The organism is Mycetocola tolaasinivorans, from assembly GCF_003667565.1.
GTDB lineage: Bacteria > Actinomycetota > Actinomycetes > Actinomycetales > Microbacteriaceae > Mycetocola > Mycetocola tolaasinivorans.
In genome coordinates this window covers 227,616-249,298 of sequence record NZ_RCUX01000004.1, presented here as the reverse complement: position 1 = coordinate 249,298, position 21,683 = coordinate 227,616, and the positions used below count along the sequence as shown (strand labels likewise).

General features: G+C 64.8%; 16 protein-coding genes, 2 tRNA genes and 1 other RNA gene. 4 read left to right on the top strand and 15 right to left on the bottom strand.

The window, feature by feature from the left end; genetic code table 11:
• Positions 1–62: 62 nt before the first annotated feature.
• Positions 63–138: transfer RNA gene (locus D9V32_RS06555), tRNA-Lys, on the bottom strand.
• Between the two features lie 126 nt (positions 139–264).
• Between D9V32_RS06555 and D9V32_RS06550 the strand changes: the two genes are divergently transcribed.
• Positions 265–1,062, top strand: a complete 798-nt coding sequence (locus D9V32_RS06550) for an inositol monophosphatase family protein (RefSeq protein WP_121648090.1) — start codon at positions 265–267, stop codon at positions 1,060–1,062.
• A gap of 63 nt (positions 1,063–1,125) precedes the next feature.
• Here the strand turns inward: D9V32_RS06550 and D9V32_RS06545 are convergent, their stop codons facing one another.
• The 6 genes from D9V32_RS06545 to D9V32_RS06520 form a co-directional block, all read right to left on the bottom strand.
• The gene (locus D9V32_RS06545; RefSeq protein WP_425462001.1) at positions 1,126–1,362 is read right to left on the bottom strand and encodes a twin-arginine translocase TatA/TatE family subunit; all 237 of its coding nucleotides are present in this window, start codon (positions 1,360–1,362) and stop codon (positions 1,126–1,128) included.
• 57 nt (positions 1,363–1,419) lie between these two features.
• Positions 1,420–2,298 carry a carbohydrate ABC transporter permease gene (locus D9V32_RS06540; RefSeq protein ID WP_121648088.1) on the bottom strand — a complete coding sequence of 293 codons (879 nt, stop codon included), beginning with the start codon at positions 2,296–2,298 and terminating at the stop codon, positions 1,420–1,422.
• A complete protein-coding gene (locus D9V32_RS06535) occupies positions 2,295–3,257 on the bottom strand; it encodes a carbohydrate ABC transporter permease (RefSeq protein ID WP_121648087.1) in 963 nt (320 codons plus the stop codon). Before D9V32_RS06535 ends, D9V32_RS06540 begins: the two co-directional genes overlap by 4 nt.
• The gene (locus D9V32_RS06530; protein ID WP_121648086.1) at positions 3,257–4,606 is read right to left on the bottom strand and encodes an ABC transporter substrate-binding protein; all 1,350 of its coding nucleotides are present in this window, start codon (positions 4,604–4,606) and stop codon (positions 3,257–3,259) included. Before D9V32_RS06530 ends, D9V32_RS06535 begins: the two co-directional genes overlap by 1 nt.
• Before the next feature lie 79 nt (positions 4,607–4,685).
• Complete coding sequence (locus D9V32_RS06525; RefSeq protein WP_121648085.1) at positions 4,686–5,537, bottom strand: hypothetical protein; 852 nt, start codon at positions 5,535–5,537, stop codon at positions 4,686–4,688.
• Entirely contained in the window at positions 5,534–6,628 is a 1,095-nt protein-coding gene (locus D9V32_RS06520; RefSeq protein ID WP_245982120.1) for a Gfo/Idh/MocA family protein, read from the bottom strand. Before D9V32_RS06520 ends, D9V32_RS06525 begins: the two co-directional genes overlap by 4 nt.
• A gap of 152 nt (positions 6,629–6,780) precedes the next feature.
• Here D9V32_RS06520 and D9V32_RS16575 point away from each other — a divergent pair, with 152 nt between their 5' ends.
• Positions 6,781–7,434, top strand: coding sequence for a TetR/AcrR family transcriptional regulator (locus tag D9V32_RS16575; protein ID WP_121648084.1), 654 nt, complete (start codon positions 6,781–6,783; stop codon positions 7,432–7,434).
• Between the two features lie 141 nt (positions 7,435–7,575).
• Here D9V32_RS16575 and ssrA read toward each other — a convergent pair.
• The 6 genes from ssrA to prfB all read right to left on the bottom strand — a co-directional run bounded on the left by ssrA (position 7,576) and on the right by prfB (position 12,618).
• Positions 7,576–7,947, bottom strand: a transfer-messenger RNA (tmRNA) gene (ssrA, locus tag D9V32_RS06510).
• A gap of 153 nt (positions 7,948–8,100) precedes the next feature.
• Entirely contained in the window at positions 8,101–8,844 is a 744-nt protein-coding gene (locus D9V32_RS06505; protein ID WP_121648083.1) for a tyrosine-protein phosphatase, read from the bottom strand.
• Positions 8,845–8,957: 113 nt separating this feature from the next.
• Positions 8,958–9,434 carry an SsrA-binding protein SmpB gene (smpB, locus tag D9V32_RS06500; RefSeq protein WP_121648082.1) on the bottom strand — a complete coding sequence of 159 codons (477 nt, stop codon included), beginning with the start codon at positions 9,432–9,434 and terminating at the stop codon, positions 8,958–8,960.
• A 97-nt stretch (positions 9,435–9,531) separates the two neighbouring features.
• Positions 9,532–10,452 (bottom strand): permease-like cell division protein FtsX, encoded by a 921-nt coding sequence (gene ftsX / locus D9V32_RS06495; RefSeq protein WP_121648081.1) that lies wholly within the window; start codon positions 10,450–10,452, stop codon positions 9,532–9,534.
• A complete protein-coding gene (gene ftsE, locus D9V32_RS06490) occupies positions 10,449–11,423 on the bottom strand; it encodes a cell division ATP-binding protein FtsE (protein ID WP_121648080.1) in 975 nt (324 codons plus the stop codon). Before ftsE ends, ftsX begins: the two co-directional genes overlap by 4 nt.
• 85 nt (positions 11,424–11,508) lie before the next feature.
• On the bottom strand, positions 11,509–12,618 hold the full coding sequence (gene prfB / locus D9V32_RS06485) for a peptide chain release factor 2 (RefSeq protein ID WP_121648079.1): 1,110 nt from the start codon (positions 12,616–12,618) through the stop codon (positions 11,509–11,511).
• A 63-nt stretch (positions 12,619–12,681) separates the two neighbouring features.
• On the opposite strand from prfB, the gene D9V32_RS06480 reads away from it, so the two are divergent.
• Positions 12,682–12,762: transfer RNA gene (locus tag D9V32_RS06480), tRNA-Leu, on the top strand.
• 59 nt (positions 12,763–12,821) lie between these two features.
• On the opposite strand, the gene D9V32_RS06475 is transcribed toward D9V32_RS06480, so the two are convergent.
• On the bottom strand, positions 12,822–20,150 hold the full coding sequence (locus D9V32_RS06475) for a DUF5979 domain-containing protein (protein WP_183086204.1): 7,329 nt from the start codon (positions 20,148–20,150) through the stop codon (positions 12,822–12,824).
• Positions 20,151–20,297: 147 nt separating this feature from the next.
• Positions 20,298–20,636, bottom strand: coding sequence for a DUF732 domain-containing protein (locus tag D9V32_RS06470; protein WP_121648077.1), 339 nt, complete (start codon positions 20,634–20,636; stop codon positions 20,298–20,300).
• Between the two features lie 241 nt (positions 20,637–20,877).
• On the opposite strand from D9V32_RS06470, the gene D9V32_RS06465 reads away from it, so the two are divergent.
• A complete protein-coding gene (locus D9V32_RS06465) occupies positions 20,878–21,594 on the top strand; it encodes a DedA family protein (RefSeq protein ID WP_121648076.1) in 717 nt (238 codons plus the stop codon).
• Positions 21,595–21,683: the final 89 nt, after the last annotated feature.

The following is a 21,683-nucleotide window of genomic DNA, read 5'->3' as shown; positions in this document are numbered from 1 at the left end:
CGGGTTTCTCGTGGCCGTTTTCCGGCAACGCAAAAGCCCCGGTCATTTCTGACCGGGGCTGGTGGTGCACCCCCTCGGACTTGAACCGAGAACCCACTGATTAAGAGTCAGTTGCTCTGCCGATTGAGCTAGAGGTGCGTTGCCCGGAGAACCGGACAAGAGAAGACATTACCAGTGCCGCGAGCACTTTTCCAATCGGCCGGTGTGTCGCCGTGTCGCGCCGCATTGCGCGGTTCCCCGGGGGAAAACGCTAGGCTGATTTGCATGACTCTTGACGCCACCTGGACCCCGGAAGAAGACCTCGCCCTGGCGCAGCGTCTCGCCGATGCGGCCGACGCCATTTCCCTCGAGCGCTTCCGCGCGGGAGACCTGCGGGTGGACACCAAGCCCGACCGCACCCACGTCACCGACGCCGATCTCGCGGTAGAGCGCGCGCTGCGCGAGATCCTCGCGACGGAGCGTCCGGAGGACGGCATCCTGGGTGAGGAGTACGGCACCGAGGGAAGCACCGCCCGGCAGTGGATCCTCGACCCGATCGACGGCACCGCCAACTTCCTGCGCGGCGTACCCAACTGGGCCACCCTCATTTCCCTCGCCGAAAACGGCGTTCCGAAGGTGGGCGTCGCGAGCGCCCCCGCCTTTGGCAAACGCTGGTATGCGGCACCGGGTGCCGGAGCCTGGCTCGTCGAGGGCGATGCCGCCCCGCGCCGGTTGCACGTGTCGGGGGTACGCAGCATCGAGGATGCCTCGCTGAGCTTCCAGTCCATCGGGCAGTGGCGCGATGCGGGCTACCTCCCCCAGCTGCTGACCCTCGCCGAGACCGTGTGGCGCGACCGCGCCTACGGTGACATGTGGTCCTACGGGCTACTGGCCGAGGGGCTCATCGACATCGTCTCCGAGTTTGACGTCAAGGAGTACGACATCGCCCCGTTCGTCGCGATCATCACCGAAGCCGGCGGACGCTTCACCGCGATTGACGGCACCGAGACCATCGCCGGCCGCAGCGCCCTGGCCACCAACGGCCTGCTGCACGAGCAGGTGCTCAGCATCGTCGGCCGCTAGATCCACCGCGACTCACACGAACACCTCGACCCTGCGGGTCGAGGCGTTCGGCGTGAGTTGACGCTATTCGTGACGCGTCACGCTCGCGGGATGCGACGATGCGGGACCGGTCCCAGTCCCAGTCCCGGCGGAATCCGTGGGCGTCATCGATTCAGCGGCGGCGTCGGCGGCTCCCGGTGTAGCGGGCGCCTCTCGAATCTCGCTCTTGAGAATCCGAGCAGACTGCCCCAGGCTGCGCGCCAGCGCGGGAAGCCGGGGTGCGCCAAAAAGGAGCAGCACTATCGCAACCAGCGCGATCATGTGCCATCCTGAAAGGTTTGCAAGCATGGTGATCTCCTTCGATCTGGTGGGTGACGGTTAGCGACCGGCGAGCGATCCGCCGATCCCACCCACGCTGAAGTAGCGGTTAAGGGTGGCAAAGAGCAGGATGGGCGGAATCATCATGATGACCGAGACCGCCATGATCGACCCCCAATCGGTCATGTTCTGCTGCACAAACGACTGCACACCGACCGGCAGGGTGAAGCTGAGCTCCGACCGGAGGAACACCAGCGCCACGAGGTAGTCGTTCCAGGCGAGCAGGAACGCAAAGATCGCGGTGGAGAGAATACCCGGCAGCGAGTTGCGCAGAATGATTCGAACAAACCCGCCAAACACCGAGGCACCGTCGATCCAGGCCGCCTCCTCCAGGGCGATCGGGATCGAATCAATATAGGCCGCCATCATCCACGTGGCCACCGCGATGGTGCTGCCCACGTACACCAGGGTGATGCCAAACAGGCTGTCCGAGAGACCGAAGCCCGCAAACAGAATGAACAGCGGAACCACCGACACAATCACCGGCAGCGACTGAATCACAAACAGCAGCAGGGAGTACCCGGATACCACCCGGCCGCGGCCCCGAGAGAGGACGTAGCCCGCCGGTGCCGCCACCAGCACCGAAACCAGAACGGTCGCCAGGGTCACCACCAGTGAGTTGCGCAGCCACACCAGCACCGAGGTCTCGGTCAGGACGGTGGCGAAGTTTTCGAGGGTGATCGGATCGGTGGTGGTGCTGGCCGCGCTCGGTTGCAGCGAGAGACCGATCACCACCGCGATGGGGATCAGGGTCAGCGCCGTCAGCACGATCAGCAGCGCAAACCGCCACCACTTTCCCTTTTCCTCGGGAGCACGGGAGGGCCGGGCGAGGGCCGGCTGAGCTCCCGACCGCGCGGGCAGGGTTACGGACGCACTCATGCGGTATCCACCTTTCGAATCTGACGGTAAAGCACAACCGAAACGGCAACGAGAACCGCGGTCATCAGGAAGGCGATCGCCACACCCGATCCGGTCTCAAAGTTCTGGAATACCGAACGGTAGGCCAGGACCACCAGCGACGTGGTGGCGTTAACCGGCCCACCACCGGTCAGCAGGTAGATGGTCGGGAAGTCATTGACGCAGAAGATCGTCATCAGGATCCAGCTGATGTAGGTGGAGCGCGCCACCAGGGGCAGCGTGATCTGGGTGAACTGCTGACGCGGGCTCGCACCATCCATCCGCGCGGCCTCGTAAACCACCGGATCAACGCTGGCAAGTGCCGACGCACTCATCATCATCATGAACGGGAAGCTGACCCACACCTTGAAGATGCACACGGTAATCGCCGCGAGGGTGGGATCCGCGAGGAAGAGCGGGGTTCCCCAGCCCAACGCGTCAAAGAGCTGCGGTACCGGGCTCGACGGGGTGGCCACCAGCCAGTTCCAGGCGGTCGAGGAGACCACGATCGGCACAACCCAGGGCAGGAGGAGGAGCACCTTGAACAGGCCCCGGGCCGGCGTCCGGGTCCGCAGCAACAGGGCGAGACCGAGACCCACGATCCAGCTGCCGAACACCCCCACCACGGTGAAGATCAGGGTGAAGCGGGCGGCCTCCCAGAACGCGGTGCTGGTCAGCGCATCCGTGTAGTTGGCGAGACCAACAAACTGGCCATCGTCCAGCAGCGAGCCATCCCGCACCGACTGGTTGAGACCGAACCCCAGCGGATACGCGTTGAGCAGGAGCAGGAGGAGTACCGAGGGCACCACAAACAGCACCAGCGTGAGGTTCATCGGCGTGATGCGTCGACGCGGGCGGCGCAGATCCCCGGCGGGCCCCGGAGCCCTGCCGGTGGGTTTGGTTCTCGCCCGCGTGCGCGGAGGAAGCGTCGAGGTCGCCATTATGACTTCTTCTTCATCAGCGACTCGATCGCCGCCTGGAAGGTTGTCAGTGTCTGCTTGGGGTTACTCTTCCCCGCCAGCACCGTCTGCGAGAACGTCTGCATGCCCTGCCCACCATCCACCGCGGCGAGGGCACCAAACGAGCTGGTTGAGCGCGCGCTGTAGGTCTGCGAGATCGGCTGCCAGACATCAACGATCTTGACGTTCTGCGCGTTCTCCTGGAACTCGGGCAGATCCGCGATCGAGCGGCGTACGGGAATCGCGGTGATGACCTTCTGCTGCCAGTAGGTCTTCATGTTGTCCACATACCACTCAAGGAATGCCTCCGAGGCCTCCTGGTTGGGGCTTGCCGTGTACATCATCAGGTTGTTGACGTAGTAGAGCGACCCCTTGGTGCCGTTGGGCGAAACCAGCGGCTCCCCCACCAACACATCGTTCTCGGTATCCCCCACCGAGGCATTCCATCCCGGCGTATTGATGCCCATGCCGGCCTTGCGGTCCTTCCACTGGGTCAGCAGGTTCTCCGAGGTGTAGCTCACCGCCGCCGGGTCGATGATCCCCTCGGACACCATCTCATTGAAAAACTCGAGGGTTTCGATGTTGCGGTCGGTCACCAGATCGGGGTTTCCCTCGGTGTCAAACATTCCGCCACCGTTGTTGATCATCATCGACACAATCGCGTGACCGCCGAGATTGAAGCCCGATCCGGCGCCGGTGGCAAAACCCACCACCCCGATCTTTTTCAGCGCCTTACCCGCGCTCAGGAAGGAGGCCCAGTCGGTGGGGACGTCCACACCCGCTTTTTCCAGCAGTGACTTGCGGTACCAGAGCACCCGCAGATCCATCTGCCAGGGAATGGCCACCTGCCCCTGACTGGTGCGCAGCGCGTCAAAAACCCCGGGGAGGAAGTCGTCATAGGAGCCGCTCTTTTTCAGCGCGTCCACCACCCTGTCCGCATAGGCAATCTTGCCCGCTTCGGCGAACTGGAAGGCCTGGAACCCGGAACCCGAGCTCACCGCCGGACCGGTGTTCGAGGCGATCGCCGAGCTGAAGGTCTGATAGTAGTTGTTCCACTGGATGCTCTGATAGCTCGCTGCGCCCAGACCCGCGGCGGGCTTGTAGCTGGCAATCAGGTCCTTCCCGGCACGCGAGTAGTTCGCCTGACCCCAGGGCATGTCCCAGAACTTGATGGTGCCGGCACCACCGCCGCCGCCAGCACCGCCTCCGCCCCCGGCGACACCGCCGGGGCTGCATGCGGCGAGCAGGGGGATGACTGCGGCAGCACCCAGTGCTCCGAGGAATCCGCGTCGCGACATCTGGAACCGGGAGACCGATTCGATACTGTTCATGATTTTTCCTTTTCCGGGGGTGCGCCCGCGGGGCACCCCACTATCTCGGCATTGAGGGGAGGGGAGAGAAAGTCTGTGACTACGAGGTTGGGAACAGGCCCATCTGGATGCGACGTTCGTGCTCGTAGCGGGTGAGGTCGACGGTTGCCGTCCCGGTATGAACGGCGGATACCAGGCGACGAAGGGCGGTGCGCGGCGCATTTTCCCACAGCGTCGCCCGGTCATCGTGGTGGCCCGGCGACCAGATGTCTACCCGCGCCCGCAGCGCAATCGCCGGGTCGGGAAGTTCCAATACGACGGTGGTGTCGGCGCCGATCAAACGCACCCGTGCTCCGCGCGGGCGGGAGGTCGTGAGGCGGCCCGAGAGTTGAAACTCTCCGCCCTGTTCCAGCGCACCAACCACGCGGAATCCACCCGCACCGTGCTCGTGCAGCGTGATCGAGGCGATTTCTCCGCCCAGCGCGTGAAGCAGTGCCAGCTGGGCGGCGAGCGCGAGCTCGAGGTCTTCCTCGGGCGGAAGATCGGCGCTCACCTCCACGAATGCTCGGGCCGCAATGAGCTCCGTGGCCGCCGCATGGTGGGCACCGACGGCGGCATTGCTCGCCCAGTCGGTGAGGATTACCACCGGAGTGGACGCGGCTAGCGCGATCAGCTCACCGGCGTCCTCGGGACGGGGGCGCACGATCAGCAGGCCACGATAGCCCGCGGCGATCGCCTCGCCGGCACGGCCGGTCCACCCGGGGTCCCCGGCGATGGCCAGCAGATCCGTTCCGTCGAGTGCCGGGTTTGAGGAGGCCGGGGATGCGGCGTGGGTTCCGGCAGAGTCGATGTCCCCGGGTCGCAGAGAAATCGGCAGTGCGGCGATGCTCTGGTCGATCATGCCCGGAATTCTGGCGGAGGGTTCGGTAATGAGGGAGAGTTGAGTGCTCATGCGTGGGCTGCCTTCACTGTGTTGCGGGCGAGGCGTGACGCCGTTTCGGCGATGTTCAGGGCGAATCGAAGATCCTCGATCAGGGTTTCGGCCGGTTGGGTGGGGGTGGCTCCCGCGGCGACCTCGGCCAGGTGTAGCCACTCCCCCGCGTAGCCGTTGTGGATATCCCGCCCAAAAATGGTGCGACGGCCCCGCTCGGCCAGGGTGACCACGGCCGATCCAGCGTGGATGTACGACGGACCAAAATCAACCGCGATGGAGGAGTCCTCACCGATGGCCTCGAAGAACCAGGAGGGTTCCCAGTTGTCGGTGAGTGCGGCGTGAAGTTCGATGTCCAGCGCCCCGGCCCGCAGCAGGATGTGATACCCGCCGGGGGCGAGGGCGGCGGCGCGAACCACCTCGAGCTCGGTTCCCTCGGGGACGAACGTGCGCACCAGCGGAAGATCATGAATTGCCAGGCCCATGACCCCGCCGAGCACGCGTTCGGCGACCTGCTCGGGGTCGGTGAAGTCGGCCGGGACCGAGGCGGGGCGCCCCAAAACCTCCGTGGCCGAGTCTTCGAAATAGGCGTTGGGCGGGAGCACGATCGAGGAGCGCACGGTGTGTACCCCGGCCGGGAATTCGCCCCAGGCAGCGCGGGCGGCAAGCCAGGCGGGATCATAGGTGTGCATCGCGCCCACCAGAATCGGAACACCGGTTTCGGCCGAGACCTCGGCGATTTCGCGGGCCTCTTCGGGCGTCATCGCGAAGGGCTTCTCGCAGAGAATCGCACGCTTACCGGCGCGGCAGGCGGCGATCACCTGCTCGGCGTGGAAGCGATGGGGGCTGCAGATCACCACGACCTCGACCGCGGGATCCTCCAGCAGATCGGCCATCGTGGGGGCGACGCGCGCCCCCACACGGGCGGCCACCGAGACGGCCACGGCCGGGTCGACGTCCATGATGGCGCGCACGGTGAAGTGCTCCTGGAGACGGGAGAGGGTGGGGAGATGAATTGCCTGGGTCACCGGTCCGGCACCGAGAATGCCCACGCCCCAGGGGGCGCGTGCGGGGGCGTCGGAATGATGAGACGGCGTGAGTTGGTCCTGCACGGGGATGTGTCCTTCGATAGCGATGGACCCTGTTTCGCGTCGATACTCTGTGCACCATTACACGAAAGTTTTAGGTTTGTTCAATATTCATATATATTGAACGAATATTCAATTTTGTGCAAGACTTTTTTTGAAACGACGAAAGGACACGGATGACGACCACCAAACGTGGCCCGTACCGCAAGGGCATCGAACGCCGCGCAGAAATTCTCCGCACCGCCGGCCGAGTCTTTGGCGAGTACGGATACGCCGGAGCGTCGCTGCGTCAGATCGCCGATGAGGTGGGCGTGACCGCGGCCCTCCTCATCGCCCATTTTGGGAGCAAGGAGGGCTTGCTGATCGCGATCCTCAAGCACCTTGCTGACGAGGGTGATGAGGCGATGCCCAACGACGGTGTTGGTATCGAATTCTTCACCTGGTACTCGCCACTGATGAAGTTCCACCTTCAGCGCCCCGGATTCATCGACCTCCTCCTCACCCTCGCCGCCGAGGCTTCCAGCCCCACCCATCCGGCGCGCGAGTTTATGGTCGAGCGCTACCGCCTGTTTGTCGCCAAGTGTGTGGCCCAGCTGGAGATCGCGCATGCCGCGGGCGATCTCCCCGGTGTGCCGCCCGAACGGTTCGAGTTTGAGGCGCGCGGGTTCATTGCGCTGCTCGACGGAGTGGAGCTTCAGTGGCGGCTGGAACCCGAGATGGACCTCTTCGAGACGGTGACCAGTAACCTCGAGGTCATGCTCACTCGCTGGAGCGGCCGCGAGATCGTTCTGACCCGCGATCCCGTGATCCCCGAGGTGCACGGCGCGTAAACGACAAAAGCCCGGTCCCACAACGGGAACCGGGCTTCTGTACTCGCAAGCGAGCTGCTCAAGAGCACTCTTCTCAAGAGCACTCTTCTCAAGAGCACTCTTCTCAAGAGCACTCTTCTCAAGAGCATGCGACATGACCGATGGTGGAGATGCGGGGAATTGAACCCCGGTCCACTGCTGCAATTCTGCGTCTTCTACGGGTGTATCCTTCGAAGGCGTTTTCTCGGCCCCGATCTTTACCGAAGGCGGTTAGATCGACAGGCCCAGCCAGAGTTTAAGTCCCGCGTACCGCTCAGGCGTCAGCACACAGCAAGTTTCCTAAATGACGCCAGGATCCGGGGCGGAAACAAACCCGGACTGACGGACTATTCGGGCTCGCTTAGGCAGCGAGGGCGAAGTCAGTGCGCTTAGAGTTGGCACTTATTGGTTTTTCAGAGATCGTTAACGAGATAACCCTGAATCCTCGACCCGCTTCTCGCAGTTTTACAGGCAATGTCGAAACCGATCATCCCCATGCGCATTCGTGAAGAATGGGTCATGTCACACGCTCTTGAGTTTTCAACGGCCGAGGCCGACGATCCCCGAGGGGATGCCTCCAGTATACGCGGAGGAACCCCGCTCGGGGAAATGCGTTCGCGCGAGGCGATCAGCGGTATGGAAAACGCCCTAGGCTGCGTCGCGAACCACCAGGTGATCGCGCAGACGATCGCGGATCTCGGCGGTCACGCCGATCGAGTCGAGGTAGCCTTCCAGACCACCCGGGGACGCATCGAGGTCATCGAGGACACCCGCGAGCACCGAGCGCGGGCTCAGCGACATGATGTCCTGCAGCTCGGGGGTCACCTCGATACCCTGGCTACGGGCCATCGCGGCCATGCCCTCCACCCACTCGCCGGCCAGGTTGTCCTGGGTGGCCTCATAGTCGTCGAGAACGTCCTCGCGGTCGACACCAACGGTGAGGAGCACGAGGGCGCTCAGCACGCCGGTGCGGTCCTTACCGGCGGTGCAGTGGATGATCGACGGCGTGACGGCGGCATCGGAGAGCTCGGTGAGCACGGCACTCACGACGTCGGTGTGGCGGAAGACGATGGCACGGTAGAGGTCACCGAGGCCGAGGCCCGGAGTGGCGGCGGCATCAACCGAGCCCTCAAAGACGGGGTGGTGCAGCTCGCGAACGTCGAGGCCATCGAGGTCATCCGGCATGATTTCGCGCTCGGGATCGTCGCGCAGATCGATCACGGAGTGGATGCCCCGCTCGCGCAGCGCCTCCTTACCGGCGTCGCCGAGTGAGTGCAGGCCGTCCGACCGATAGATCACGCCGGTGCGGGTATGGCCGCCGGGAACCGGATAGCCTCCCAGGTCGCGAAAGTTGTAGGTACCGGGCACGGGCAATGCGGTGGATGCGGTCATAAGAGTATCTTTGCGGGGCCCCACCCCGCGGCGCAAGGAAAAAGTCCGATCTGGTTCGGCAGCAACCACGAACGGCGACCCCGGATCGGGATCGCCGTTCGTGGTTGCGGACGCTACTCGCCGAGACGGTTGCGCGTGGCCATGGCCCGCGCGGCCTCACGAGTGTCCTGCCGCTCGCGCAGCGCGTGACGCTTGTCGTATTCCTTCTTACCCTTGGCGATCGCGATCTCCACCTTGGCATTGCCGTTGTTGAAGTAGATCTTCAGCGGGATGATCGTGTATCCGCCCGGGGCAACCTTGTGGGCGATCTTGTTGATCTCCTGGCGGTGCAGCAGCAGCTTGCGCTTGCGGCGGGCGCTGTGGTTGTTCCAGCTGCCCTGGAAGTACTCGGGAATGTGTACGGCGTCGAGCCAGATTTCTCCACCCTCGACGAAGGCGTAGCCATCCACGAGCGAGGCGCGGCCCATCCGCAGCGACTTCACCTCGGTTCCGCTGAGGACCATCCCCGCCTCGAAGGTGTCCTCGATGAGGTAGTCGTGGCGCGCCTTCCGATTGGTGGCAACAACCTTTTCCCCACGTTCCTTGGGCACGGGGTCCTCCTTCTTTGGGCACGGCTGGCCCGATAAATGACTCGGGCTGCCTGGGAAACCCAGGCAGCCCATCAGTATATCCGGTTGGAGCCGGAGATTACGCCTTTAGGTAGCGCTTGATCGCGAAGTTCGCCGACAGCGCCGCCAGGATCATACCCACGAGGATGAGTGCGGGCACCACGAGGGCCGCGTCTCCGAGCCCCACGAGGCTCGACATCGAGGGCGGCACGGCCTCCTTCAGATAGCCCTGAACGAAGAAGTGCACGATCGCGAAGATGGCACCACCCGCGAGCACCGATCCGATGAATGCGGAGATCACACCCTCGAGAATAAAGGGCGTTTGGATGAACCTGTTGGACGCACCCACCAGACGCATGATCGTGATCTCGCGGCGACGCGAGTACGCCGACAGGCGGATGGTGGTCGCGATCAGCAGCACGGCAGCCATGAGCATAAGGCCGGCGATACCGATTGCGGTGTACGAGGCGACGTTCAGCACGCTGAAGATGGTGTCGAGGTACTTCCGCTGGTCGGTGACCTCCTCCACGCCCGGGACGCTCGAGAACGCCTCGGTGATCACGTTCGACTGCGCCGGGTCCTTCAGGTTGACCCAGAAGGTCTCCTGCAGCTGATCCGGAGTCACATACTTGGTGATCTCGTTGCCGGAGAACTTCTCCTGGAAGCGCTTATACGCCTCGTCCTTGGACTCGAAGTAGTACTTCTCGATGATCGGGGTCAGTGCGGCCCCCTTGAGCTGAGCCTCCACCGCCGCCCGCTGATCATCGGTGACGGCACCGCCCGCGCAGGACTCGCTCAGCGAGCCCTCGGGGCAGAGGTAGATGGCCACCTGGGCACGGTCATACCAGTAGCCCTTCATCTGCCCGATCTGCATCTGCATGAGCGCGGCGGCACCCACGAAGGTGAGTGAGATGAAGGTCACCAGGATGATCGATACCACCATGGACAGGTTGCGACGCAGGCCGGTGAAAACCTCGCCCCAAATCAGCGACATTCTCATTTGACCGGTCCTACGTTCTGCTCGTCATCGCCACGCTCGGTTTCCGCGCGGCGCAGGCCGAGGCTCTCGGCGATACCGAGGTGGTCGGCGGCGTCCGGGGTCTCTACCTGAGGCAGGATGATCGCGGCGGTGTGCGGGTTCTGGGCGGCCGGGGCCGGGGCAACCGGCACGACCGGCAGGGCCTGGGTTTCGCGCTCGGCGGTTTCGGCGGCGGACACGACGGCGGCCTGGGCGGCCAGAGCCGACTCACCCTTGACCTCCTGCGGACGCAGCTCGGGCACGATACCGGTGTTGCCGTATCCGCCGGAGCGCTCATCACGAACGATGCGGCCCTCGTGCAGCTGGATCACGCGACGCTGCATCTTGTCGACGATGCCGGCCTCGTGGGTGGCCATCACGACGGTGGTGCCACCGGCGTTGATGCGCTCGAGGAGCTGCATGATGCCGGCGCTGGTGGCGGGGTCGAGGTTACCGGTGGGCTCATCGGCGAGCAGTACCGGGGGCTTGTTGACGACGGCGCGGGCGATGGCCACGCGCTGCTGCTCACCACCGGAGAGTTCGTGCGGGTAGCGCTCGGCCTTGCCGTCAAGGCCCACCATCTTGAGCACGTCGGGGACGGCCTCCTGGATGAAGCCGCGCGACTTCCCGATGACCTGCAGCGTAAACGCCACGTTCTGGTACACGGTCTTGTTGGGGAGCAGACGGAAGTCCTGGAACACCACGCCCAACTGCCGACGGAAGTAGGGCACCTTGCGGTTCGAAATCGAACCGAGGTCGTTTCCGAGCACGTGAATCGTGCCGGTCGTGGGCCGCTCCTCCTTGAGGATCAGCTGCAGACAGGTGGACTTTCCCGACCCGGAGGCGCCAACGAGGAACACAAACTCCCCGCGCTCAACCTCAAGGTCGATCCCGTCTACCGCGGGACGCTTGGTCCCGGGATACTTTTTGGTGACGTTCTCATAGCGAATCATGACGTTTCGAGCCTAAGCATGCCCCGCCTTTTTTGCGTGTTGACACGCCAAGGGGGGACACACTCTCGGGATTACCCCGCGAGGGTTAGTCGCGCGGGGTGCTCTTGCGCCAGCGAATACCGGCGGTGATGAAGCCGTCAAGGTCGCCATCAAAGACGTTACTCGGGTTGTTGACCTCGTACTCGGTACGGAGGTCCTTCACCATCTGGTACGGCGCCAGCACGTAGGAACGCATCTGGTCGCCCCAGCTCGCGGTGATGTTACCGGCGAGCTCCTTCTTCTTGGCGTTTTCCTGCTCGCGCTGCACCAGCAGCAGACGCGACTGCAGCACGCGCATTGCGGCGGCGCGGTTCTGGATCTGCGACTTTTCGTTCTGGCAGCTCACCACGATGCCCGTGGGCAGGTGGGTGATGCGCACCGCGGAGTCGGTGGTGTTGACCGACTGGCCGCCGGGGCCGGAGGAGCGGAAGACGTCGACCCGGATGTCGTTATCCGGGATATCGATGGACTCGGTAACCTCCATCAGAGGCACCACCTCGACCGCCGCGAAGCTGGTCTGGCGCTTGCCGGCCGAGTTGAACGGGCTCATCCGCACCAGGCGGTGCGTGCCGGCCTCGACGCTCAGCGTGCCGAAGGCGTAGGGGGCATCGATCTCGATGGTGGCGGACTTGATGCCCGCCTCTTCGGCGTAGCTGGTGTCGAGCACCTGGGTGGGGTACCTGTGCTGTTCGGCCCAGCGCAGATACATGCGCAGCAGCATCTCGGCGAAGTCGGCGGCGTCGACGCCACCGGCGCCCGCACGAATGGTGATCACGGCGGGGCGCGGATCGAACTCGCCGTTCAGCAGGGTCTGAACCTCGAGGTCGCCGATGGCGGTGCGCAGCTTCTCGAGCTCGGCGCGGGCCTCGGCCGCGGAGGCTTCGTCGCCCTCCTCGTTGGCAAGCTCAATGAGGACCTCGAGGTCATCGAGGCCGTTGGCCACCCGGGTCACTCGGCCGAGCGAGGCCTGCTTGTGGCTCAGGGCGCTCGTCACCTTCTGCGCGGCCTCGGGGTTGTCCCAGAGGTCCGGCGCGCCCGCCTGTTCACTGAGGTCGGCAATTTCCGCGCGGAGCCGCTCGAGGTCCAGCACGTCACTGATGGTGGCGAACGTGCTGCGCAGCGCGGCGATTTCCTCGCCCAGATCAAGATCTAACATATCCATCCATCCTACCGGGCACGCGACATCGGCGCAGCGTGCACGCTAGACTGGTGTCCGTCAGCGCGAGTGGTGAAATGGCAGACACGCAGGATTTAGGTTCCTGTGCCTTCGGGCGTGCGGGTTCAAGTCCCGCCTTGCGCACAACTGAAAACAACGAGCGGGGCGGTGGATTTCTCCACCGCCCCGCTCGTTCGTTTCCGCTAGGCGCTCGTTCCCGGGCGCTTCGTGGTGCGGATGCGCAGTGCCGCGCCACCGATCAGCAGGCCGAGGGCACCGATCAGCCACAGCCAGGGCAGCTGCGCACCGGTGTTACCGAGCTCGCCACCCGGGGTAGTCGGCGAAACACTCGGGGTGCCTCCCGGTCCATCCGTCGGCGGCACGGTCGGCGGAACACTCGGCGTTCCGGTTCCGCCCGGCACCGACGGGGTCGGGCTCGGGGTCGGGGTGATCGTCGGCGGTGTCTTGCTGAAGGTGTTGACCACGCTCAACTCGATCGTGCTGCCGGCGGCCACCGTGGCCACGCCCACCGCGGAGTCGCCCGCGTTCGGGGTGATCTCGGTGCTCGTCGCGTCGCCGGTCTCGGTCTCGCGCAGCTCACACGCGGCCCCCACGGGCAGCTCGGTGTAGGTTGCGCGCAGGCCATCCGTGATCGAGAGCGTGCGGGTGGCACCGTTCGGAATCTCGATCGGGGTGATCGTGCCGTCACGGTCGACGGTGCAGGCAAGGGCCACCTCGAACTGGGCATCCTGAGCACGCTCAGCGTCGTCGCCCTCGATCTTCTTGATCACCGCGAGGTCACCGGTATCGAACGTGTTGATCACGCGCAGTGCGACCTCCGCACCGCTCTCGATCGTGATCGGGCCACTGACGGGCTCGCCGCCGGCGGTCACAATCGCGCTCGAGGTCGCGCCACCGGTGCGGGTTTCGCTCAGCACACACGCGGCACCCGCGGGCAGCCCCGAGTATCCGGCGGCAAAACCGTTCGCGGCGGTCAGCTCGCGGGTCGCCCCGTCGGGCACACTCACCGCGGCACCCTCCAGGGTGCAGGCGAGGGAGACCTCGAACGGTCCGGTTCCCCAGCGCTCGGCACCGGCACCCACGATCTCCTTGGTCACGCTCAGCTCACCCGCGGCGAAGCGGTTGACCGCGTGGAAGACCAGGGGTGCACGGGAATCACCCACGACGTACCAGACGCGATCGTTATCGGGCAGGGTCACTCGGACGCCGCGCTCCACGTTCACCACGCTCTCGGTGGCACCACCGGAATCGGTCTCCTCGAGACTACACAGCGCACCGAGCGGAAGATCCCCGACGTGTACGCGCTTCTGCGCCACGGCCTCGGCCTTGGTCATCGTCAGCAGGCCGTGATAGACCTCCTCCTGCTCGGTCCGGCAGGTGAGATCAAATTCGAACGTGGTGTCGTCCGAAATCGCCGCCACGCCATCACCGACGACGTTCTTGAGCAGGTCGATTCCACCCAGCGGGAAGGAGTTGGTCACCGACACCTGCACGGCCGGGGTGAACTCCGACTCGTGCGCCAGGATCACGTTCGCCGTACCGCCCTCGACGGACTCGGCCGCGCCCTCCGGTGCCACCTCGATCGACACCGCCGCACCACTCGGAGTCTCCTCGGTCACGGCACAGCCGGCACCCACCGGGAACCCATCCAGGCGGTGCTTATCCCCGGCCTCGAGTGTGAACACCATCGGCGAGGACTCATAGCCCGCGGCGAGTACCGGGTTGCCCAGGAAGGTACAGGCCACCGAGAACTCGAACGAGCCGTAGTCCACCGGCTCACCGTTCTCGTGCAGGGCACCCGTGACCTTCTTGTCCACCACGAGGGCGGTGTGGTCATAACGGTTGGCCAGGGTTGCAACCTGGACCGCCTCGGTCGAGCGCGCGATGGTCACGGGGCCGCTCGGCGACCAGGATCCAGACTCACCGTTTGCTCCCGGAACATCCTGCACCTCACACTCGGCGCCCCAGGGCAGCTGCTCCGGCAGGAGGTAGCGCTCCCCCGCCTTCACCGTGATCGTGCGCGGGTCGAGCTCCGTTTCAAACGCGGTGCCCTTCCCCACGGTGCACAGCACGGTGAGCTGGAACTCTGCCGGGGCCAGTGCGGCCCCGACCCCGGTCACGGTCTTTTCCACCGCGAGCGGCCCGGTGGCGAGCGCCACACCCACTCGGCGGCCCTCGGTCGGCAGCACATCGCCGATCGGGGCGCCATCGGTCTGGACGGTACCGGCACCGATCGCGATGGAGTTCCACGCCACGGTGTCGGCCGTGGCCACCGGCGAGACCGCCGGGGTCCGGGTCTGGAAGGTGTAGCCCAGTTGATCACCGGGCAGGAAGTGATTCTCATCGAAGCGGAATACGGTCTTGATGTGCTTGACCGTGGTCGCGTCCACGCCCTCGGCCAGCGGCATCCATGCTCCCGGCGGGCAGGCCGGATGCGCGGGGCTGAGATCAGCCACGCACGGGTTGTCGGCCGTGGAGTAGTAGTACTCCACGCCATCGGGCACCCGGTATCCGGCCTCCGTCACCGGGGTCACCGGGCCGGTCCAGAGCGGCTGCCACTGGCTGCCACGCGGCAGGAGCACGAGCGCGCCCTGGTCGCCCGGGGTGGGCAGGCGGTCAATCGTGACCACCCGATCCATCTCGAGCGTGCCGGTGTTCTGCACCCGCTCGCGCCAGGTCTCGGTGCCCAGGGGCTTCGTGATCGGAACGCAGTCGCCCGAGTAGAAGTCACCCAGGGTCGGCGCGCAGGTCGCGGCCGGGTTGGTGACGTTGGTCACACCCAGCTCGGTGTCATCGGCCTTCACGAACTTCTGACCGCGCAGGGCACCGATCGCCGACGGGTACACCTCGGTATCGGCCGCGCAACCAAACACCACGTCCTCCCGTCCGTTACAGAACTTGAAGGGCTCATCCGCCATCACCTCGAACGTATTCGTCACGTGCTGCTCGGCCCTGATTCCGGGCCTGAACATCATGTTGATGGTGATGGAGTAACTCTCGCCCGGCATCAGCACGGTTCCCTCTGGGAACGTAAATGCGAGAACGGTCGGTTCTCCCTGAGAGTTTCGCGACTCCGTCACGGTGATCTGCGCGGGGTCCGTCGGCATCGGGAGGTTGGGAGCCCCGGGGGTGGCACCGGACTGATACGCATACGCGTAGCGAGGATCGGTGCTCTCCGGGTCGAAGACCAGCCACGGTTTGCGGTCCGCCTCCACCGGCGCATCGTCGAGGGGCAGCACATCGGTGATCACGGGGTTGAGGATCGCCTTGGCGATACCCGCAGACTCCGGGGCGGGGTTTGACACGGTCAGCACAAACGGAATCGTCTGGCCGGGAATCTGCGCACCAATCGGGGTCTTCTTGACCGACACCTCGGTACCACCGGCCTCATAGAACGCCTGTGCGGTCGTCGAGTGTTCGGCGGTCAGGGCGGGCTGCCCCTCCGACACCGCGGCCCCGGTCACCACGGAGTTAACCGTGTTGGTGAAGTGTCCACCGTTTTCACGGAGCCCCTCACCCGGGGCCGCGGGTTGGGCGTCCGACGGCACCGGTATGCGCGGTTCGGTCGTGCTGCTCGCCAGGTAGGGGCGTCGCTTGACGCTCAGCTGGATCTCCTGCTTCGGGTTGGAGGGGTTCTCCCACTGCTGGCCGTCCTGACGGTCAAACGTGAAGCGCAGGCCCTGTACGTCGGCGTTGTTCACACTGTCCGGCAGGGTGAACGAGGTACCCGCCTCACCCTCGATCCACTGCCCTCCGCTGAGGGTCAGGGTGTTACCCGGGCCCTCCACAAACGTGCCGCCCACAAGGGCATCCACCTTCACCCGATCGATCGGTTTTGCCGGCGTGAAGTCCGTCTTGAAACCCTCGAAACGGTAGGCGTTCCAGAAGGTCGGCGTGTCATCCGTGACCACCATCTGTGCGGGGCGCGCGGAACCGCTCGGCCGCGCCGAAAGCGTCATCGTGATGGCATCCCAGGGAGCTTCGTCGTAACCGGGCTCGCTGGGAAGAAGCTCCGCGTACTGCACGGCCGGGTCGAACGACTTCGTGGTCAGCACGCCGATGCGCAGCTCGGCCAGGGCAATCTGAGCGCTGCCCTTCGCCGTCACCTCGTGGACCCCGCCGACGCCGCCCGGATCGGTGACCCGAGCGGAAGCCTCATTCGCAACCGGGGAGTTCACCACGGTCACCGGAGTGTTATCGCTGCGGTGAGTGGCACGCAGACGCAGATCCATCGTCAGCGTCGACTTCCCCGCCGAGACGATGCGGCCGTCGTGCGCAACCTGGATTCCGACCACGTCGGCCAGCTCGGCCGCGGTCAGCGCCTTCGCCTCGGCCACCGTGTACTGCCGCAGGTCGGCACCGCCAACACGAATGAAGCGCACCGCTGTGCTGGTGGTTCCGCTTGGCACCGTGATGTTGACGATCTTGGCAAGGTCAAACGTGTCGAACGGGCTGGATGTCAGCGCGCCCGGCGACGGGTCTACGATGCTCAGGGTATCCACCTTGGCCACCGTCGCGTTGGTGGCGGTGATGGTTACCCGCCCGCTCGGGTAGAGCTCGGTGGCGGTGCCGGTCGGCGGGATGCCGAGCGGGCCGCCGCTCCAGCCCTTGGTGATGCTGACGTTCAGGGGCCGATCGAGGATCGAGATGATGTCCGAGTCCTGATCGTGAGCCACCGGAGCACCATCCACATAGGCGGTAGCGCCGGCGATGTTGTTGACGTCGCCCTTGGTGTCCGTGTTGTACAGCTCGCTGCCGAGCACCGGCTGCGAGCCATCGGCGGGTACCCGCTTGGTGTCGCGAACCTCCCACTCGAGATCCAACGCCCGGTCGTTGCCGTTTGAGCGGGCGACACCGCTGCCCACCGGAGGGGCATCGGGCTCGTTCGAGGCCTCTCTTGCGGCCGCGTTCTCCTCCACGATCAGGCGCACCGCGAGGGTGGTCGCCTGCTCCTGCGCATCCAGTGCGAGCTCCGGCAGGAAGCCCTGATCGTATCCGTCGACGGCAGAGCTCTTGACGTTCGCCCAGCTGCTCCCGTTCCACAGCTGAACCGCGGCGATGCGGTCGAACCGAAGGTGGGGATCCATCTCGGCGGTGATCGCCCGGATCTTCACCAGGTTGAACGCCTGATAGGTGGTCTTCTCTACCGGATCAATCGGCCCAGCGCTCAGGTCTTGGCTCACGCGGGTATCGGCGATCACCACGCGGTCGAATCCGCTGCGGCCATCGGTAGACCAGTTCAGCCGGGAAATCGCGTGATCACCCGAGCGGGCAACCACCAGGCCGTCGGCCGGGGAGGTCCAGTGCTTATCCAGGAGGTCGTGCTCGCCGGGGGTCGGCGCCAGAATGTCGATCGCGGGGCACGGGTTTCCCACCGTGGCCTCGGCGGGCGTAACACCCGGGCCGCCCGTGGCGGACGCGCTCGAGCAGTTCTCTACTCTGATGTCCTTCCCGCCCTGATCGGTGCCGGGCAGGCTCTCCTTCAGCTCTGTCGTGATGTTCGGCTGCACCTTGGTCTCCGGAGCAAAACCGTCCGCGGTGTTGGTGAACTCAAACTGCAGGCCACCGATGATGTCGCGCAGGTTCTCGGGGATGATCACCGTCAGCGAGTCAGCACCCTCCAGGGTGCCGCCGCGCAGGGTCTGCCAGGTGCCGGACACCTTATCGAAGTACCGCACCACCAGGGTGGTGTCCTCGGGGACATCGGTCTTGGTAATTGCCGTGGGGGTGAAGTGGTCCCACCAGTCAGAGGCGGCCGGGTTGCCATTAGCACCCAGCTCGGGCTCGTTCACGACGATCTGCTGGGCGTTGGTCGTGGAGTTCAACCCCACGGTGGTGGGGAGCTTAACGGTGGCAACCTCGCCCTTATAGCCCCAGATCTTGCCGGGGCTGATGGTCTTCTCGGTATTCAGCTCGACCCGACGCTCGTCAATGGTCAGGGTGTCCTTGGCCTTATCGTTGGCCTCGTCCGTGCCGTCGACGCTGGTTCCGGTCACACCCACGACGTTGTCGATCTTGGTGTCCTTCGCCAGCCCCTCGGCGGCGGTCACGCCAAACTCGATCGAGGTCTCGGCCCCGGCGATGATCGGCGAGGAATCGGTGTTCGTGTACGTGATCTCAAACGAGATCAGGGAGCCGAAGTCTGCCGGAAGCGGCGGGTATCCGCCCCCGGGGGTGAGGTCTGCGGAGAAGCTCTGCGGGTCACCGTTGGTGTCAATGTACTCGATCACGATGGCACCCTTATCGGCGCCCTGCGGGAACTCAACGTCACCGGTGAAGCCGGTGAACGTCAGGTTTGAATCAAACGGTCCTTCGGCGGGCTCGCGGATCACCAGGGTGCCCAACGGGGTCTCGCCTGCGTTTGAAGCACCGAGCTTCACGGTGGATGCTCCCCCGGGCAGGACAACGTCCGGGGAGAAGGACTTGCTGGCCTTCACCGTGATCGGTTCGGTCACGATCTTATAGTCATCGGTAGCGGTGCTCGGCTTCGAGGACTCAGTACCGCTGGTCACCACCGATTCGACGGTGTTTCGCACGACGAGGGACTCCTCGAGATCCGCGACCGAATCGCGCTGCTCGAGATCCAGAACGAGCCCGCCGGTCGCGCCCGCGGGCAGGGGCTTACCCGCGGAGTCGGTGAAGGTCACGCGGATGCCGGTGGCGCTCTCCGGCGGCGCGTTCGGCGCACCGGGCTTGGTCGCGGCCGAACCGGTGGATACCCAGGCCGATCCGTTCCAGTACTCAACCAGCACCGTGTTGGCCCCCTCCGGCCAGTTCACCGAGGAGACGCCCGTGATGGCGAGGTGCTCAAACGGGTTACCGGGGGCGTTCGGGTCGGTGGGGTCGGTCAGCTGAATCGAATCGACCCCGCCATTGCTCTTGTTGGCCCCGCCGATGGTCAGCTGGGTGGGGGCACCGGGCTTTGCCTGCCCGATCTTCGGGCTGAAGGACTTGGTGGCCTCGGTGCTGAGCTTCTTCTCAACGATCGGCGTGACGGAGGCCGTGGACGACTTCGGCTCGGCGTTATCCGCGGTGACCTTTGCGGTGTTCGGGAGCTTCACGCCGTTCTTCTCATATGCGACATCGTCGCGAAGGCGCACGGTGATCGTGACGGTTCCGATGGCGTTGGCGACCAGGCCGATCCGCTCCTCGTCGAGCTCCTCGTTGAAGATAACCGTGACGTTTTGCCCGTTTACCTGAGGGTCCAGGTGCGGGGCGTTAGTGACATTCACCGATTCGATGATGAACTCCGGCGGAACGGCATCGGTAAACGATGCTCCCACACAGCCCACATCGCTGATCGTGGAACACGACACCTCGACGGTGTAGGTGAGGGTTTCTCCCGGCTTCACCTCGGCCGCGGAGGCCTTCTTTTCGATGCCGAGTACCGCCGTTGGGTCCGCCGCAAACGATGCCTGTGGTGCCCAGACGAAGCCGAGCGCTAACAGCGCCCCTAGCCCCAGTGCAACCCCTCGTCGACGATTACGCTTCCAACCCCGTGCTAACGCCACAAAACTCCCCTGTCGTCGTGGTGATGACCGTGCGATGCTCATAATCATAGGAGTCATGATTCATATGACCAACGGTCAAAAACCGCACGGCCGCGCGGCAATCAGGGGGTGTCACCCGAACACGGGTGATTAATCTGAGGTGTTTGGCTACTTCAGCTTTTCGCCGAGGTCCGGGCAGTAGCGCGCGGTGGCCGTGCTCATGAAGGAGTCGGCGTCATCGGCGGTGCGACCGTCGGCGATGGATACCCGGCGATACTCATCCGAAATCTCGCGAAGCTTGGCCTCGCTGTCGCCGCCGGCCTCCAGCCGGGAGCAGAAGTCACGGGCGAACTCGATGAGGCGGCCAGTGGGAATGGTGGAATAGCTCTTGAGCGCCTGGGCGCGGGCGGAAAACTCGCCGTTGTTAATCGCGGTGGGCCCGGAGGCGCACCCGCTGAGGGCGACGACGGCGACCACAATCGCGGCAATACCAAACCTGTGCTTCATTTCGGCAGAGTTCCCTTCCGATCAGTATCCTAAGCCCCGCCGCTGGGGACACACCGGAGGGCGTGTCGCGGGTCCACTTTCTGTCCGCAATGGCATCGCAATTCAATCGTTATCGTCAGTCATCCGCTGGAATGATCTTGCGGCACACCGACCCGGAGGGGTACCACCTCGCGTTAGACTCTGTCGTGTCCCCTCTCGGTGCGTCTGCGGGTGTGCCATCAATTATCGGAGCGATTCATTCATGCATACCGCCCTTATTCCCTGGCTTGACGCCAACTCGATCCTCGAAGCCGCCGGCCCCTGGGCCGTGCTCGTTGTCTGCCTGATCGTGTTTGCCGAGACCGGACTGCTGGTGGGCTTCATGCTCCCCGGCGACACCCTGCTCGTGATCACCGGACTCTTCAGCAACAACGGCACCAGCAATGGTCTCGGCATGCACATCTGGTGGGTTGCCCTCCTGATTGGAGTCGCCGCCTTTGTCGGTGGTGAGGTGGGTTATCTCATCGGCCATCGGTTCGGGCCAAAGATCTTTGAGCGCAAGGAATCCGGGCTGTTCAGCGTCGAAAACGTGAAGCGCACCAACAAGTTCTTCGAGCGCTGGGGCGCCCTCGCGATCATCATTGCGCGCTTTGTGCCGGTCGTGCGTACGTTCGCGCCGGTAGCCGCGGGTGTCTCACACATGAACTACCGCAAGTACTCGCTGTATAACCTCATCGGTGCTCTCATCTGGGGTACCGGTCTCACCTACTTCGGCTACCTGATCGGGTATATCCCGCCGGTGGCAAACTTTGTGAGCTCGTACATCGACATCATCCTGCTCTGCGCCGTGGCGCTGTCGGTCGGCCCGGCCGCCATCCACTACTTCATGGCTTTCCGCAAGAGCAAGCGTCTGGCTGCCGAGGCCGCGCAGGCCCCGGAAGCCGCACAGGCACCCGAGAACGACACCCCCGCCGCCTAGGCTGGTCCCACGGGTGTGGCCCCGGATCTTCGGATCCGGGGCCACACCCTTTTGTGTTGCTGCCCGCTCCGGGCGGGAGTCCGCGACGC

What these genes read in the sequence shown, in the direction of transcription:
- D9V32_RS06550 (WP_121648090.1), top strand. Translation starts at nt 265, where the DNA reads ATGACTCTTGACGCCACCTGGACCCCGGAAGAAGACCTCGCCCTGGCG.
- D9V32_RS06545 (WP_425462001.1), bottom strand. Translation starts at nt 1,362, where the DNA reads ATGATCGCGCTGGTTGCGATAGTGCTGCTCCTTTTTGGCGCACCCCGG.
- D9V32_RS06540 (WP_121648088.1), bottom strand. Translation starts at nt 2,298, where the DNA reads ATGAGTGCGTCCGTAACCCTGCCCGCGCGGTCGGGAGCTCAGCCGGCC.
- D9V32_RS06535 (WP_121648087.1), bottom strand. Translation starts at nt 3,257, where the DNA reads ATGGCGACCTCGACGCTTCCTCCGCGCACGCGGGCGAGAACCAAACCC.
- D9V32_RS06530 (WP_121648086.1), bottom strand. Translation starts at nt 4,606, where the DNA reads ATGAACAGTATCGAATCGGTCTCCCGGTTCCAGATGTCGCGACGCGGA.
- D9V32_RS06525 (WP_121648085.1), bottom strand. Translation starts at nt 5,537, where the DNA reads ATGAGCACTCAACTCTCCCTCATTACCGAACCCTCCGCCAGAATTCCG.
- D9V32_RS16575 (WP_121648084.1), top strand. Translation starts at nt 6,781, where the DNA reads ATGACGACCACCAAACGTGGCCCGTACCGCAAGGGCATCGAACGCCGC.
- D9V32_RS06505 (WP_121648083.1), bottom strand. Translation starts at nt 8,844, where the DNA reads ATGACCGCATCCACCGCATTGCCCGTGCCCGGTACCTACAACTTTCGC.
- ftsX (WP_121648081.1), bottom strand. Translation starts at nt 10,452, where the DNA reads ATGAGAATGTCGCTGATTTGGGGCGAGGTTTTCACCGGCCTGCGTCGC.
- ftsE (WP_121648080.1), bottom strand. Translation starts at nt 11,423, where the DNA reads ATGATTCGCTATGAGAACGTCACCAAAAAGTATCCCGGGACCAAGCGT.
- prfB (WP_121648079.1), bottom strand. Translation starts at nt 12,618, where the DNA reads ATGTTAGATCTTGATCTGGGCGAGGAAATCGCCGCGCTGCGCAGCACG.
- D9V32_RS06470 (WP_121648077.1), bottom strand. Translation starts at nt 20,636, where the DNA reads ATGAAGCACAGGTTTGGTATTGCCGCGATTGTGGTCGCCGTCGTCGCC.
- D9V32_RS06465 (WP_121648076.1), top strand. Translation starts at nt 20,878, where the DNA reads ATGCATACCGCCCTTATTCCCTGGCTTGACGCCAACTCGATCCTCGAA.